Here is a 15843-nt window from a genome sequence, read left to right as displayed (position 1 = left end):
TCACCCCGCCACCTGGCCGGATTCGCGGCGCGCCCTGGCCACCAGCGCGGCCACGGCGCAGGAGGCCAGCCGTGTCGTGACCGAGTCGGCACGGCTGGTCAGAATAATCGGCACCCGCGCGCCCAGCACGATGCCCGCGGCGTCGGCGCCGGCCAGGAAAGTCAGGCTCTTGGCGAGCATGTTGCCGGCGTCCAGGTCCGGCACCAGCAACACATTGGCGCGCCCCGCCACCGGCGAATCGATCTTCTTGATCCGCGCCGCAGCCAGGTTGATGGCATTGTCCAGCGCAAGCGGACCATCGACCACCGCGCCGGTGATCTGATGGCGGTCGACCATCTTGCATAGCGCGGCGGCATCGAGCGTGGACGGCACCTTGGGGTTGACCGTTTCCATTGCCGACAGGATTGCCACGCGCACCTCATCGACCCGCAGCGCGTGGGCCAGGTCGATGGCGTTCTGCAGGATGTCGGCCTTCTCGGCGAGCGTCGGCGCGATATTGACTGCGGCGTCCGTGACGATCAGGGCGTCTGCATGCCCCGGCACATCCATCACGAAGCAGTGGCTGATGCGCCGCGCCGTGCGCAAACCGCTGTCGCCCTTGACCACCGCCCCCATCAGCTCGTCGGTGTGCAGGCTGCCCTTCATCAGGGCCTCGGCCTTGCTTTCGCGCACCAGCTGCACGGCGGCGGCCGCTGACGCATGGCTGTGCTCGGCATCGACGATCGGGTACTCGCGGATGTCGATGCCGGCGGCCCGGGCGGCGTCCTCGATGCGGGCACGCGGTCCGACCAGAATCGGCGCGATCAGGCCCAGCCGTGCGGCCTCCACCGCGCCTTCGAGCGAAGCCTGGTCGCACGGATGCGCCACCGCGGTAGGCGTGGCCGGCATGGTCTTGCAGTAGTCAATCAGACGCTGGTACTTCTCATGCCTGGCGTTCACGGTTTGCTCCTGCGTCAGGATCATCGGTTCCGGCCGCCGGCGCTGAAGGCGACCCCCAGTGCGCTAGGACGCGCGCTTGAGCGCGCGTTCCGGCCTGGCTTCCAGCACCGCGCGGATCTTTTCAAGCATGGTTGCCTGCTCCGCCGTGGGCGTGGCGCCAAGCAGCCGCGCATCGGTACGCAGCTTCTCCGCCAGCGTCCGCAGCCGCTGCCCGTCGGCCTGGTGCCTGAGCAGCGTCGGCAGGGTCTTGAGCGCCTGGTCGGGCGCGTACCGCGCGATCAGTTCCTGCTGGCCGCGGATCTTGCGCCAGGCGTCCGGCGCAAGATCGGGCAGCAGGTCCGCATAGTCCGTCACCAGTTCCTTGCCCAGCTCCAGCCGGGACAGTGGCAAGGGCTCGCCCTTGCGGCTCAGCAGGCAGGCGAGCCGGGCGATGGCCTCGGCGTATCCGCCACGCGCCACCGCGGCCAGCGCCGCCTTGACCTCCGGCAGCTCCTCCGGCGCGGTAGCGGCTGTTGCGCCGGCGCGGGCGGCAGGCTCGCTCCTTGCCAGGAACGGGAACAGGTTGGCGTACACATTGAAGAAGGTGTACTCGGTCATCGCATCGCGCACGGCCCGGTAGGCGTCCAGGCTGGCGCTGAGGATTTCCGCGCCCGCTTCTTCCTGCTGCCGGAGCGGGTGGTCTGGCTGCAGTGCCTGCCGGTTGGCCCTGACCGCGTCCGCAGCCGGCTTGAGCCACGCCATCCACGGGTTCAGGTCCGAGAACAGCCAGTTCTGCATGCGCAGCGGATGGAATTCGCGCTGCACCCGTGCTGTCATCTCGTTGGACACCGCCTGGACATAGGGCTGCGCAAACAGTTCGTAGGCGCGTTGCGTGAAGTCAGACAGGTTCGCGACCGCCTCGAACGGCTTCTCGTCCACCCGTTCGAAGCGGTTGAGCCTGCTGGCAATCTCCTCGAGCGAATGTTCCTCGAACTCGACCTCGTACTCCACGCCTTCGCTGCCCTTGCGCTCCTGGATCCGCATGGCGTAGAGCCCCGGCGGCAGCAGCTCGATGCTCTTGAGCACCGAGACGATCTGCGCGTGCTCCTTCTGCGCGACCTTGCCGGAGACGAAGATGCCGAGGTGGCCGACACTCTCGTGCATCATGCCGACAATGACCTGACCGCGCGCCTTGATCTCCTCGGTGCTGCCATAGATGTCCGCGACCCAGTTGAAGGCCTGCTGAGGGGGCGTGATGTTGTCGCCCAACGAGGCAAACAGCACGATCGGCGAGCGGATCTCGCGCAGATCGAACGCCTTGCCGCCGGCCCCCTTGACATCACCGCCCCAGAGCTTGTTGCCGACGAACAGATTGCGCGTGATCCATTCGATCTCCTCGCGGTTCATAAGGTAGTAGCCGCCCCACCAGCGCTCGAATTCCAGGAAGCGCGGCGGCTCGGTATCGACCTTCCTGTACAGGTTGTAGTACTTGTCCCAGAGACTATTGGCCGGATTCAGGTTCTCGAAATTCTGCACCAGCCAGGCGCCGTCGAACTTGCCGTTACCGAGGTCGGCCGTATACGAAGCCAGCCAGGTCCCGCCCAGCAATCCGCCGGAATAGCGCATCGGGTTATCGCCTTCGCCTTCGCTCCAGGCACCACTCCAGTACGACATTGGCGCGCCGTTGATGACGATGGGCCCGGTGTCGTCCGGGTCAGAGGCGCCGAGCATCATCGCGGCCCAGCCCCCCTGGCAATTGCCGATGATGGCTGGCTTGGCACTGTGCGGATGCAGCGCGCGCACGCGCTTGATGAACTGTTGCTCGGCCTCGCACACGTCCAGCAGGGTCTGCCCGGGCTCCGGGTCGCGGAAGAAGATGACGAAATAAACGGGGTGGCCGGCACGCAGCGCGACGCCCACCTGCGAGTCGTCCTTGAAGCCGCCGATGCCCGGACCATGGCCAGCGCGCGGATCGATGATGACATAGGGGCGGCGGCTGTCATCAATGGTCACGCCGTCGGGTGGCGTGATCTTCAGCAGTGCGTAGTTGACGGGCCGTTCGAACTTGCGCCCATCCAGGATGGTTTCATAGCCGAAATGCAGGACCGGCCTGAGCCCCTGCATGGTGTTCTCGACAAAGTTGTTGCCCCGTTGCCGCAGCGTGTCCCAGAACAGGACGGCACGCTGCATGCTGTCGACGGCATAGGCATAGCCGCTCATCGGATCCAGGCCGCCTCCCTGGATGGCCGGGCCGCCCGAAGCGTCGGCCGCCTGCCGCACACGGCCGCTATAGACCTCCTGTGCATGCCTCAGGCGCTTCTGCAGCACCATGCCGGTCTTGAGACCCACTTCGCGCGCGCGCACCAGTTGCTTTGCCGCATCCATACTGTCCTCCGCTGGAATCTGTCACACTGCGCGCCAGCAAGGCGAGCTGGCACCGGTCCGGCTACCGGGCAGCGGCAGGCTGCACCGACACGGCAACGGCTTCGGTATAGACCGCTTCGACCCGGTCGCCTCTCTTGATGCCGTTCATGCGCTCCGGATCCCCCACCAGCAGGACCATGGTGCGTCCCTTCGGCCCCTTCAGGGTAACGGACCTGGCGGTGGTGTCGAAGTCGATCACGTCCGCCGTGATAGTCACTTCCCTGCCGATCGTGCCGCCCGGCTTGGCACCCGGCGCGGCGCGCTCGGAGATCTTGCGCTCATGCACGGCGAGCGGCCCGCTGCCCTTCTTGAGGCTCAGGGCAAGCGCTTCCCTGTACGCGATCGTGACGGTATCGCCGACCTTGAGCTGCTCGAAGTTGCGCGCCTCCGGCCCCACGACCAGATCGGTGGTCTTGCCGTCCGCCGACTTGAGCGACACCGTCCGTGTCGGCGCATCGATCTTGACGATGCGGGCAGTCAGCGTGGCGGTGCCGGTCGCGATGGCCCCTTCGGGCGTTTGCGCGACATCCACGCGGGTTTCGGTTTGCGCCGATGCGATAGCGCTGGCCGCGGTCATCACAACCGCAACCAGCAGTGTGCTGGGTTTCATGTTGGCTCCCTCCTGTCAGTATTGCTGAACGCGCCGCGCTGCCCGATGCCGACGCTTCAGTTGAAGCGCTCTCTCAGCACCAGCGCAGAAATCTTGTGGCCTCTCCAAAACATGTCGTGGATACGCTCGCGCAGCTTTTCCAGTGTGTCGTCGTCGAGCGTATCGAAGGTCAGCCGCACCGCAGGCCTGGTGCCGTCGCCTGCCACGTGTTCAATGCTGGTGTATTGCGGGAGCCCGTATTTCACGAGAAAGGAGCCGATTTCCTCATCCGTGGCTGCTGCGTCCAGGTTTCCAAGCAAGAGAATAGACATGACTCATCTCCGAAGATGGGCACGAATCTGAAGACGCAGCCGGCAGCATCGCCGACGGCTTTCGCAGTGTGTCCGCTTTTGTCCACGCCGATTCACGAACTCTAGCTTCTGTCCTGCGCAAAACAGAACTGAATCTTTTTCGATAAGCAGTAAGAAGATTTTTTACCTACACGACTGATGTCCGACACACCCGTCGCGCGAATGCGGATCACGGTCAACTGAGTAAAGCGGATCCTAGCCTGTCGGCAAAGGAATTTTCGCGAGCGCGATGTGTTGGCGGGAAAGGCATGGGGCTTTCGTCACCCGATGCTGAGGAGGACCCATGCAGGCTCCTGTGCCTGATGGTGAAACAGGTATAAAAAAAGGACCTAGATCGCTCTAAGTCCTTGATTTACCGGCCTCGCGGTGGTGGGTGCTGAGGGGTTCGAACCCCCGACCTACGCCTTGTAAGGGCGCCGCTCTACCAACTGAGCTAAGCACCCGCTCGGCCATCGCAGGCTGTCTGCCTGCCACGTGCTGAACGCTCCGCACCTCGCGGCAGTTGCCGTGGTTTGCGTTGCGAGGGCGCAAGTTTAATACAGGTGATTTCGGTTTGCCAAGGGCGCCAGGACAAAAAAACGCCGCGGGGCATTGCTGCCCTGCGGCGCTTCGTTCATGCGGCTGAGGCGGCGTCAGTGATGCAGGCGCTCGACCTTCGCCGTGGCCTTGTCCGCCACCTCGGCGGGCTTGGCGTCCTCTTCCGGCAGGGCCTCGGGCTTGCGCTCGAGCGCCAGTTCCAGCACCTTGTCGATCCAGCGCACCGGCACGATCTCGATGGCGTTCTTGACGTTGTCCGGGATCTCGGCCAGGTCCTTGACGTTCTCCTCCGGGATCAGCACCAGCTTGATGCCGCCACGGTGGGCCGCCAGCAGCTTCTCCTTGAGGCCGCCGATCGGCAGCACCTCGCCGCGCAGGGTGATCTCGCCGGTCATGGCGACATCCGCGCGCACCGGGATGCCGGTCAGCACCGACACCAGCGCCGTGGTCATGGCGCCACCTGCCGACGGGCCGTCCTTGGGCGTGGCGCCTTCGGGCACGTGGATGTGGATGTCGCGCTTCTCGAACATCTCATCGGTGATGCCCAGGCGGCGTGCCCGCGAACGCACCACCGAACGCGCGGCCTCGACCGACTCTTTCATCACGTCGCCCAGCGAACCGGTACGGGTGATGTTGCCCTTGCCCGGCATGATCGCGGCTTCGATGGTCAGCAGGTCCCCGCCCACCTCGGTCCACGCCAGGCCGGTCACCTGGCCAACCTGGTTTTCCTTGCCGGCCAGGCCGAAGTCGTACTTGCGCACGCCCAGGAATTTGTCCAGGTTCTCCGAATCGACCTTGATCGTGCCCGACTCCTTCTTCAGCAGCAGCAGCTTGACCACCTTGCGGGCGATCTTGGACACCTCGCGTTCCAGCGAACGCACGCCCGCTTCGCGCGTGTAGTAGCGGATGATGTCGCGGATCGCGCTTTCGGTGACCTCGATCTCGCCGGCCTTCAGACCATTGTTCTTGATCTGCTTGGGCAGCAGGTAGCGCTGGGCGATATTGACCTTCTCGTCCTCGGTGTAACCCGACAGGCGGATCACTTCCATACGGTCGAGCAGCGGCGGCGGGATGTTCAGCGAGTTCGACGTCGCCACGAACATCACGTCGGACAGGTCGAAGTCCACCTCGATGTAGTGGTCCTGGAACGTGTGGTTCTGTTCCGGGTCCAGCACCTCGAGCAGCGCCGACGACGGATCACCGCGGAAATCCATGCCCATCTTGTCGATCTCGTCGAGCAGGAAGAGCGGATTGCGCACGCCGACCTTGGACAGGCTCTGCAGGATCTTGCCCGGCATCGAGCCGATGTAGGTACGGCGGTGGCCGCGGATCTCGGCCTCGTCACGCACGCCACCCAGCGCCATGCGCACGAACTTGCGGTTCGTCGCGCGCGCCACCGACTGGCCGAGCGAGGTCTTGCCCACGCCGGGCGGCCCGACCAGGCAGAGGATGGGTGCCTTCACCTTGTCCACGCGCTGTTGCACCGCGAGGTACTCGAGAATGCGTTCCTTGACCTTCTCCAGGCCGTAGTGGTCTTCATCCAGCACGCGCTCGGCGTTGGCGAGGTCGTTGTTGACCTTGCTCTTCTTGCGCCACGGCAGGTTCACCAGCGTGTCGATGTAGTTGCGCACGACGGTGGCTTCGGCCGACATCGGCGACATCAGCTTGAGCTTCTTGAATTCGGCGTCGGCCTTCTTCTTGGCTTCCTTCGGCATGCGCGCAGCCTTGATGCGCTTGTCGAGTTCTTCCAGGTCGGCGCCTTCTTCGCCCTCGCCCAGTTCCTTCTGGATGGCCTTGACCTGCTCGTTCAGGTAGTACTCGCGCTGGCTCTTTTCCATCTGGCGCTTGACGCGGCCACGGATGCGCTTTTCGACCTGAAGGATGTCGATCTCGCCCTCGAGCTGCGACAGCAGGCTTTCCAGGCGCTCGGTCACATTGACCATCTCCAGGATCTTCTGCTTCTGCTCGAGCTTGATCGGCAGGTGCGCGGCGATGGTGTCGGCCAGGCGCCCTGCCTCGTCGATGCCCGACAGCGAGGTCAGGATCTCCGGCGGGATCTTCTTGTTGAGCTTCACGTACTGGTCGAACTGCGACACGATGGCGCGGCGCAGGGCCTCGGTCTCGGCGCTTTCGCCCGGTGCGGGCGGCACGGGCACGGCTTCGCACATGAAGTGCGAATCGTCCTCGCTCACCTCGCGGATATTGGCACGCTGCGTACCTTCGACCAGCACCTTCACGGTACCGTCGGGCAGCTTCAGCATTTGCAGGATATTGGCGATGCAGCCGACCTCGTACAGGTCGTCGGCGGTCGGCTCGTCCTTGGCCGCCGTCTTCTGGGCCACGAGCATGATGCTCTTGCCCGCCTCCATCGCAGTCTCAAGCGCCTTGATGGACTTTGGGCGTCCCACGAACAGCGGGATCACCATGTGCGGAAACACCACCACGTCGCGCAGCGGCAACAGTGGCAGGCGAATCGGCTCGGCCGGGAGGAGTTGTGTTCCGGACATCATTTTCCCCAAGTCAGTCATTTAAGGCGTAAATTGGGCCGCCTGAATCGATTACAAGATACGTGCCAATCGATTCCTCAAGGCAGGCAGATGCCGCTACCTGCACTTGGTGGCCCCTCTGAAACAGCATACCCGCGTTTCCTCCCTCTCGTCGGTAGAAATAAACAAAAAAAGCCGCTCGCTTCTACGCGAACGGCCTTTCCGCCTGCTGCCGGTGTGGTGCCGACCACTTACCACGCTGGCAGGCCTCGCGTCAGTTGGACCCTGCCACCTTGGGCTGCTGTTCCTCATACATCAGCAGCGGTGGTGCGTCGCCGTTGATCGTATTCTCATCGATCACCACCTTTTGCACGCCCTTGTAATTAGGCAGGTCATACATGACGTCCATCAGGGACTGCTCCAGGATCGAGCGCAGGCCGCGGGCGCCGGTCTTGCGGCGGATCGCCTTGCGTGCGATGGCGCTCAGCGCGCCCGGACGGATTTCCAGCTCGACGCCTTCCATCGCCAGCAGCTTCTGGTACTGCTTGACCAGCGCATTCTTGGGCTCGACCAGGATCTGCATCAGGGCAGCCTCGTCCAGCTTGGCCAGCGTCGCCACCACCGGCAGGCGGCCGATCAGTTCGGGGATCAGGCCGAACTTGATCAGGTCTTCCGGCTCGGTCTGGGGCAGCACCTCGCTGACGTCGCGCTCTTCCTTGCTCTTGACCTGCGCGGCAAAGCCGATGCCGGTCTTGTCCGAGCGCTGCATGATGACCTTTTCCAGGCCATCGAAGGCGCCGCCGCAGATGAACAGGATGTTGGTCGTGTCCACCTGCAGGAAGTCCTGGTTCGGGTGCTTGCGACCCCCTTGCGGCGGCACCGATGCCATGGTGCCCTCGATCAGCTTGAGCAGGGCCTGCTGCACGCCTTCGCCGGACACGTCGCGCGTGATCGACGGGTTGTCCGACTTGCGCGAGATCTTGTCGATCTCGTCAATGTAGACAATGCCGCGCTGCGCCTTCTCGACTTCGTAATTGCAGTTCTGCAGCAGCTTCTGGATGATGTTCTCGACATCCTCGCCCACGTAGCCGGCTTCGGTCAGCGTGGTCGCGTCGGCGATCACGAACGGCACGTTCAGCAGGCGCGCCAGCGTCTGCGCGAGCAGCGTCTTGCCGGAGCCGGTGGGTCCGATCAGCAGGATGTTGCTCTTGGACAGCTCGACATCGTCCTTCTTGCCGAGGTGCTTGAGGCGCTTGTAGTGGTTGTAGACCGCCACGGCCAGGATCTTCTTGGCCTGTTCCTGGCCAATCACATACTGGTCCAGGCTTTCGCGGATCTCGTGGGGCGTGGGCAGGTCGGAGCGCGCGGCCGCGGCGGCGTCTTTCTCGGATGCCGTGGCCTCGTCGCGAATGATCTCGTTGCACAGGTCGATGCATTCGTCGCAAATGAACACCGACGGGCCGGCAATCAGCTTCTTGACCTCATGCTGGCTCTTGCCGCAGAAGGAGCAGTACAGAAGCTTTTCGCTGGATGAACCTTTTTTGTCCGCCATAGGAATCAGTCACTTTTGCAGTGCGCACACCGCGGAGCGACAGGCTCCTCGGCGATACGCTTCAAACGCATCATACGCCAAAACAATTGGCACCACCGGCGGCTCCCCCCGGCTGTGGGGCGAAGACCCCGTTTCACAGGTTCCGATGCAAAAAACGAGGCACGGGGCCTCGTTCCGGTGTAGCCTTCGCCATTTGGGCCCAGCCAGCGTGGCAAGCCGCCGTTCCACGATAGGCCACGGCGGCGCGCCGCATCAGCCGCGGCGGGCGAGAACCTTGTCGATCAGGCCGTAGTCGACCGCCTGGTCGCCGCTCATGAAGTTGTCGCGATCGGTATCGCGGGCAATCTTCTCGACCGGCTGGCCCGTCACTTCCGACAGGATGGTGTTGAGCCGCTCGCGCAGGTACAGGATCTCGCGCGCCTGAATCTCGATGTCCGAGGCCTGGCCGCGTGCGCCGCCCAGCGGCTGGTGGATCATGATGCGCGAATTGGGCAGCGCCGAACGCTTGCCCTTGGCGCCCGCCGCCAGCAGGAAGGCACCCATGCTCGCCGCCATGCCCATGCACAGCGTGGACACGTCGGGCTTGATGAACTGCATGGTGTCGTAGATCGCCAGACCCGCCGACACCGAACCGCCCGGCGAGTTGATGTACAGCGACACGTCCTTGTCGGGGTTCTCGCTTTCCAGGAACAGCAGCTGTGCCACCACCAGGTTGGCGGTCTGGTCGTTGACCTCGCCCACCATGAACACCACGCGCTCCTTCAGCAGGCGCGAGTAGATGTCATAGGCGCGCTCGCCCCGGCCGGACTGCTCGACGACCATCGGCACCAGCCCCAGGCCCTGGGTTTCCAGTGCCGAAGCCTGCGTGGTGGCGAGACGGTCAAGCAAATCATTGCGGGTCATGCATGTTCTCCATGGATTCGTCGGATCGCAAGGCAATCCGGGGTAACTCGGGAAGTCCCTGCCCCGCGCCGTGGCGCGGGGCTGCCGGTCCCTTCCGGCCTCAGGCTTGCTGCGCGTTGCCTTCGGCGGTGAGTTCCTCGAAGGACACCTTCTTGTCGGTGACCTTGGCCTTGTCGCACACGAAATTTACCACGTTGTTTTCGAGCACGTAGGCTTCCATTTCGGCCAGGCGCTGCTGGTCGCCGTAGTACCAGCGCATGACTTCCTTGGGGTCCTCGTAGCTCTTGGCGAAGTCCTCGATCTCGGCCTTGATCTGGTCGGCCTTGGCTTCCAGGCCGTTGGCCTTGACGATCTCGGCCAGGATCAGGCCCAGCTTGACGCGGCGCTCGGCCTGCTGCGCGAACATCTCGGCCGGGATCGGCATGTCCTTGGCGTTGGGCATGCCACGCTGCTCCAGGTCGCGGCGGGCCATCTCGACCAGGCGCTCCTGGTCCTGCTCGATCAGGGCCTTGGGCACGTCCAGCTCGCTGGCCTTCAGCAGCGCTTCCATGACCTGGTCCTTCAGCATGGCGTGCGTGCGGCGCTTCACTTCGCGCTCGAGGTTTTCGCGGATGTCGGCGCGCATCTTCTCGACGCTGCCGTCGGCGATGCCCAGCGACTTGGCGAAGGCTTCATTCACTTCCGGCAGGTGGGCCCACTCGACCTTCTTCAGGGTCACGGTGAACTCGGCGGTCTTGCCAGCCACTTCCTTGCCGTGATAGTCGGCCGGGAATGCCAGCGGGAAGGTCTTGCTTTCGCCGACCTTCAGGCCCAGGGTGGCCTGCTCGAACTCGGGCAGCATGCGGCCTTCGCCCAGCACGAACGGGAAGTCCTCGGCCTTGCCGCCGGCGAATTCCACGCCGTCGATCTTGCCGACGAAGTCCACGGTCACGCGGTCGCCGTTCTGCGCGGTCACGTCGGCACCGCCGTCGCCATGCTCGCCGGATTCGCCGCGGGCGTGGTAGTGCACGCGCTGCTTGCGCAGGATGTCGATGGTCTTGTCGACTTCGGCGTCGGTGATCTCGGTGCTGGTGCGGGTGACTTCAGCCGCCGACAGGTCGCCGATGGTCACTTCCGGGTACACCTCGAAGGTGGCGTCGAATGCCACTTCATCCTCGCCCACGCCTTCGTTCTTGATCTCGAACTTGGGCTGGCCGGCAACCTTGACGTCCTGTTCCTTGGTGATGTCGAAGAACTTGCGCGCGGCCTTGTCGAAGCGGACTTCGAACTCGACCTGCTGGCCGTACTGCTTCTCGACCATCTTCATCGGCACCTTGCCCGGACGGAAGCCCGACATCTTCACGGTCTTCGACAGGCGAACCAGGCGCTCCTGCTTTTCCTTCTCCACTTCGGCCTTGGGGATGGCCAGGGTCACCTTGCGGTCCAGCTTGCCGAGGTTCTCAATCACGTTCGACATGGTCGTAGATCCAATCCAGAAATGTAGTTGTGTTCGTAGGTGCTGCCGTCTTGTACGCGTACCGCCCGCTTTACCGCCACGGCGCCGTCACCACAGGACGGCCAGGGCAGCGCACCGGCGAACGGAAAGCTCCGCGCAAACGGAAAACGGGGATTATCGCACGGTTTTGATTCGCTTCCGGCAGATTTTGCCCGGAACGCGCCCCAACCATGCAGCGTCGCTGCGCCACGCTACGCTGCCTGCCCATGGCGCAGCGCGCGCAGCAGCAGGCGTGCCGGATCCACCGCATCGGCCAGGTCCGCCTCCAGCGGCAGGGGCTCGCCCTCGATCTGGCTGGCCAGCAGTTCCGCGCCCAGCGCAGCCCAGGTGAGGCCGCGCGAGGCATAGGCAAGCGCCGCATAAAGCCCGGGCAGGCGCGGCATGTCGCGCAGGTGCGCGCCGCGCAGCGACGCGGCCTGTGCCACCGCGGCGGCCTCGTCGGGCACTTGCCCGATCAGCGGCAGCCGGTTGTGCGTGACCGTGCGCACGCCGACATAGCCCGACACATCGGCGGGATCGATTTCGGCCACCGCGCCGGCCCGGTCCGGCAGCAGGCCGGCCAGCCTGCCAAGGTTGGCGGCGTGGACCGCCGGCTGCGCCACCAGGGGACCGATGTCTTCGTCATAGCTCGAGCCGACGCGGCCGCTGCCGTCGGCGGCACGCGGCAGCAGGTAACCCGCGCCGGTCACCACGCAGTCGGGCCAGCCGCCGAGCGCGTCGACCTGCGCGGCCGCCAGCGTGGTCAGTTGCCCGCGCACGCGGCGCAGGCTCCAGTGTTGCTGCGGCAGCAGTTGCTGCGCCTCATGTGCATTGGCCAACACCAGCACCGCTGCCGACGCCAGCACGGTGCCGTCCGGCGCGAGCGCGCGCCATTGCCCGTCGACGAGCGCGATCGCGCCGACCCGGCAGCCGAAGCGCGCCGTCACCGCATCACCGGCACGCGCCAGCTGCGCCGCGCAGATGTCCGGCGGCGCGACCCACCCGCCCTGCGGGAACCACAGGCCGCCGCGCGGCACGCCGGCGTGGTGCGCGGCAGCCGCCTCGGCGGCGCTCATCCAGCGCACGAATTCCGGCGGCAGGCCCATCGCTGCCAGCGCGGCACGCTGCGCCTCGCCTTCGGCCTCGTCCTCGCCGATCTGCAGCACGCCGCAGCCTTGCCAGCCAACCGGATGCCCGGCTTCGGCCAGCGCCGCCCAGGCGCGCAGCGCGTACTGGTTGCCGGCACGCGACAGCCGCGACAGCAGGCTGTCGTCGGCCGACACGTGCGCATGCATGGCCGCGGCGCGATGCGCCGAGGTCTGCCGCGCCGGCCCGTCATGGGCATCGAACAGGGTCACGCGCCAGCCGCGCGCGGCCAGCCGCTCGGCCACGGCGCAGCCCGCCAGTCCGGCGCCGACCACGATGGCATGCCGCTCGGCCCATTGCGCGGGCTGCGGCGGCGCGTGGCGGCGCGATTTCCATTGCGGGCGAAAGTGCGCCACGGTCATGTCGCGCTTGCCGCCAAAGCCGGCCGCCTTGCTGACCTCGAAGCCGACTGCCTTCAGCCCCCGCCGCACGAAACCCGCGGCGGTATATGTCGCCAGCGTGGCGCCGGGGCGCGCCAGCCGCGCCAGGCCGCGGAACACCGGTGGCGACCACATATCGGCATTGCGCGCCGGCGAGAAGCCGTCGAGGTAGAAGGCATCGGCACCGGCGGCCAGGCGCGGCAGCATGGTCTCGGCATCGCCCAGTGCCAGCGTCAGCACCACGCGGCCCTGGTCGAACGCCAGCCGGTGCAAGCCCGGCAGCGCCAGCGGCCACTGCGCCTGCAGCGCCTGCGCCAGCGGCTGCAGCCCGTCCAGGCCAGCATGCAATTGCGCCAGCCCTTCGCGCGTAAACGGATGCTTTTCGATCGAGACGAAATGCAGCGTGCCGCAGCGCTGCGGGTCGTCGCGCCACGCCTGCCAGGTCGCCAGGAAATTCAGGCCCTGGCCGAAGCCGGTCTCGACGATGACGAACTGCCGTTGCCCGACCCACGCACCGGGCAAGCCATTGCCGCCGAGGAAGACATGGGCGGCCTGCGCCAGGCCGCCTTCGGTGCTGTGGTAGACGTCGTCGTAACGGGGCGAATACGGGGTGCCCTGGGCAGACAGGATGGGCTCGGCGGGCTCGAGTGCGCGCGGCATGGGACAGGAAACTCGAAAGCGGAATGCCCCCGACGGAGCGTCAGGAGCGTGGCAGGGGCGACTCGCGGCGGATGGTAGCATAGCGGCCTTCCCGCGGACGCCGCCGTCTGCCCCGATCTTGCGCCGCCAGGGTGCCCTGCTCCACATGCTCAGCTATCGTCACGCCTTCCATGCCGGCAATCACGCCGATGTCCTAAAGCACGCCGTCGTGGTGCAACTGCTCGCGCACCTGGCGCAGAAGGACAAGGCATTCTGGTACATCGACACCCATGCCGGCGCCGGCCTTTATGCGCTGGACCACGCCTACGCGCAGAAGAAGGCCGAGTTCGAGACCGGCATCGCGCCGCTGTGGCGCGCCGCCGCGAGCGGCACTGAACTCCCGGCGATGCTGGACGAATACCTGGACCAGGTGCGCGCGCTCAATCCGGACGGCAGCCTGCGCCACTACCCGGGCTCGCCGTGGCTGGCCTGGCAGATGCTGCGCGAGCACGACCGCTTGCGCCTGTTCGAGCTGCACAGCACCGAGATCCAGGTCTTGCGCGACAACTTCCGCGGCGCCGGGCGCCGCGTGATGCTGTACGACGGCGACGGCTTCGGCGGCATCAAGGCCATCCTGCCCCCGCCCCCGCGGCGCGCACTGGTGCTGGTCGATCCTTCCTACGAAGACAAGCAGGACTACGCGCGCACCGTGCAAACCGTGCGCGACGGGCTGGAACGTTTTGCCACCGGCGTCTATGCGGTCTGGTACCCGCAGGTGCAGCGGCGCGAAGCGGTGCAGTTGCCGGTGCAGCTCAAGGGCCTGCCGCTCAAGAGCTGGCTCCATGTGACCCTGACGGTCAAGCGCCCGGTCGAAGGCGGCCTGGGGCTGCACGGCAGCGGCATGTTCATCGTCAACCCGCCGTGGCGGCTGCAGGAAGCGCTGCAGCAGGCCATGCCGGTACTGGTCGGCCTGCTCGGGCAGGACGACGGCGCCGGGTTTACGCTCGAAGCCGAGGAGCGCTGAGCCGCCGCACCAGCCAGTCCAGCGCGATGGCCGCGGCCACGCCGACGGCGTCGGCAAAGAGGTCGAGCCAGTCGGCCTCGCGGTAGCCGGTCTGTCCCTGCAGCAGCTCGATCAGGCCGCCATACGCGACCAGGCCCAGCCATAGCGGCCAGCCGCGCCCGGCGTAGGCGCGTCCGCCCAGCACGCCCAGCATCGCGAATCCGAGCGCATGGTTGGCCTTGTCCCAGCCGGTGGTTGGCAGCGGCTGCGTCGGCGGCATCAGCGACAGCGCCAGCACAGCGGCGGCACAAGCCCAGAACAGCAGGCGCCAGTGCAGCGGGGTCGGGGTCGGAACGGCAAGCATGGGCGGGACGAAGGTCGGCAAAGCCGACAATATAGCCGCACGGGCCAGCCACCGGCGCACAGGCGCCACGGGGCTGGATTCCCCCCGCGCCTTGCGCTACAATCCGCAACCTCGTTGCACTGCGGACTGCCGACGGCAGCTCCGGCAAGCATGCGGGCAAAGGCGGGCACTTCCAGCCGCCTTTTTTGCTTTCATATCCGGCAACGAGCATCGCGGCCGCCCGCCTCCGGGCAGCGCCGCAAGGACCGCGAGGGTGGCGAAATTGGTAGACGCACCAGGTTTAGGTCCTGACGCCAGCAATGGTGTAGGGGTTCGAGTCCCCTCCCTCGCACCACCCGCCTTGCAAGTGGCGGGGTGACAACCTTCCCCCTTCAGAATTCGATCGGCCCATGCGGCAAGCGGCTGCGTGCCTAGCGCTGCCGTGTGCGTTGGCGGCGCTTGCCACGGGTGGTAGAACACCTGAGTGGCACCGCCTTTCGCGGACCCTTGCGGCGATCTATGCTGAAGATGTCGGGGCCGCCGTGCGCACGTTGCAGGTGGTGTCCGGCATCATCACCTCAGCCCTGATCGGAGGGCATATGAAATTCCCTGCCTTGCTGTTGGCAGCGTCGATGGCCGCTGGCTGGACATCGCTCGCACACGCCGCCGGATGCCAGTACGACATGCAGTGCAAAGGTGAGCGGATCTGCCACCAGGGGCAATGCGTCTACCCTGAAGTGGAAGAGTCGGCCGAGGCAGGCGGGCCGTCCAAGACTGGCGCTTCGGCTTCCGCTTCCGCTGCCCCTGCCGCCACCGCGGCGGAGGTCACCCCGGTTCCGACCACATCGGTGACGTCCAGCGCTCCCGCCACCCTGACCGGCACCACCGTCAAGCGCAGCCCCGCCCCGCCACCGCCGCGCGGATGCTGCACGGTGGCCGGCAAGCTGAAGCTGTCGCCGGCCTCGGCTTCGGACACCAGCCTGGCCAGCGGCGATGCCTGCCAGGGGCTGACCGCCTCCGGCAAGCCGGTTCCCGGCACGATCTGCAACTAGGCGCAGCCCCCGGCCGGGGCAGGACC

General features: G+C 66.0%; 12 protein-coding genes and 2 tRNA genes. 3 read left to right on the top strand and 11 right to left on the bottom strand.

Annotated features, from left to right (window positions below; all coding sequences use genetic code 11):
* From RALTA_RS06695 to mnmC, 10 genes are all read right to left on the bottom strand, one after another.
* Window positions 1–963, bottom strand: coding sequence for a phosphate acetyltransferase (locus RALTA_RS06695; protein WP_277915541.1), 963 nt, complete (start codon window positions 961–963; stop codon window positions 1–3).
* Between the two features lie 39 nt (window positions 964–1002).
* A complete protein-coding gene (locus RALTA_RS06690; protein WP_012352672.1) occupies window positions 1003–3303 on the bottom strand; it encodes a DUF3141 domain-containing protein in 2301 nt (766 codons plus the stop codon).
* Between the two features lie 61 nt (window positions 3304–3364).
* On the bottom strand, window positions 3365–3952 hold the full coding sequence (locus RALTA_RS06685; protein WP_012352671.1) for a DUF1344 domain-containing protein: 588 nt from the start codon (window positions 3950–3952) through the stop codon (window positions 3365–3367).
* Between the two features lie 56 nt (window positions 3953–4008).
* Window positions 4009–4263, bottom strand: a complete 255-nt coding sequence (locus RALTA_RS06680; RefSeq protein ID WP_012352670.1) for an RNA-binding protein — start codon at window positions 4261–4263, stop codon at window positions 4009–4011.
* Window positions 4264–4669: 406 nt separating this feature from the next.
* Window positions 4670–4745 (bottom strand) — tRNA-Val (locus RALTA_RS06675).
* A gap of 189 nt (window positions 4746–4934) precedes the next feature.
* Entirely contained in the window at window positions 4935–7346 is a 2412-nt protein-coding gene (lon, locus tag RALTA_RS06670; RefSeq protein WP_012352669.1) for an endopeptidase La, read from the bottom strand.
* Window positions 7347–7599: 253 nt separating this feature from the next.
* Entirely contained in the window at window positions 7600–8877 is a 1278-nt protein-coding gene (clpX, locus tag RALTA_RS06665) for an ATP-dependent Clp protease ATP-binding subunit ClpX (RefSeq protein ID WP_012352668.1), read from the bottom strand.
* A gap of 252 nt (window positions 8878–9129) precedes the next feature.
* Window positions 9130–9780: an ATP-dependent Clp endopeptidase proteolytic subunit ClpP gene (clpP, locus tag RALTA_RS06660; protein ID WP_011615108.1), complete on the bottom strand. Its 651-nt coding sequence runs from the start codon at window positions 9778–9780 to the stop codon at window positions 9130–9132.
* Between the two features lie 100 nt (window positions 9781–9880).
* Window positions 9881–11236, bottom strand: a complete 1356-nt coding sequence (gene tig / locus RALTA_RS06655; protein WP_012352667.1) for a trigger factor — start codon at window positions 11234–11236, stop codon at window positions 9881–9883.
* A 230-nt stretch (window positions 11237–11466) separates the two neighbouring features.
* Window positions 11467–13440: a bifunctional tRNA (5-methylaminomethyl-2-thiouridine)(34)-methyltransferase MnmD/FAD-dependent 5-carboxymethylaminomethyl-2-thiouridine(34) oxidoreductase MnmC gene (gene mnmC / locus RALTA_RS06650; protein ID WP_041232121.1), complete on the bottom strand. Its 1974-nt coding sequence runs from the start codon at window positions 13438–13440 to the stop codon at window positions 11467–11469.
* Window positions 13441–13585: 145 nt separating this feature from the next.
* Here mnmC and RALTA_RS06645 point away from each other — a divergent pair, with 145 nt between their 5' ends.
* A complete protein-coding gene (locus RALTA_RS06645) occupies window positions 13586–14443 on the top strand; it encodes a 23S rRNA (adenine(2030)-N(6))-methyltransferase RlmJ (RefSeq protein WP_012352665.1) in 858 nt (285 codons plus the stop codon).
* Here RALTA_RS06645 and RALTA_RS06640 read toward each other — a convergent pair.
* Window positions 14418–14786 carry a VanZ family protein gene (locus tag RALTA_RS06640; RefSeq protein WP_012352664.1) on the bottom strand — a complete coding sequence of 123 codons (369 nt, stop codon included), beginning with the start codon at window positions 14784–14786 and terminating at the stop codon, window positions 14418–14420. The genes RALTA_RS06645 and RALTA_RS06640 overlap by 26 nt on opposite strands.
* A gap of 247 nt (window positions 14787–15033) precedes the next feature.
* On the opposite strand from RALTA_RS06640, the gene RALTA_RS06635 reads away from it, so the two are divergent.
* Window positions 15034–15120, top strand: a tRNA-Leu gene (locus tag RALTA_RS06635).
* Between the two features lie 244 nt (window positions 15121–15364).
* Window positions 15365–15817 carry a hypothetical protein gene (locus tag RALTA_RS06630; RefSeq protein ID WP_041232325.1) on the top strand — a complete coding sequence of 151 codons (453 nt, stop codon included), beginning with the start codon at window positions 15365–15367 and terminating at the stop codon, window positions 15815–15817.
* The last annotated feature ends 26 nt before the right edge of the window (window positions 15818–15843 follow it).

This window comes from Cupriavidus taiwanensis LMG 19424, assembly GCF_000069785.1.
GTDB lineage: Bacteria > Pseudomonadota > Gammaproteobacteria > Burkholderiales > Burkholderiaceae > Cupriavidus > Cupriavidus taiwanensis.
This window is presented reverse-complemented; position numbering and strand designations above follow the sequence as displayed.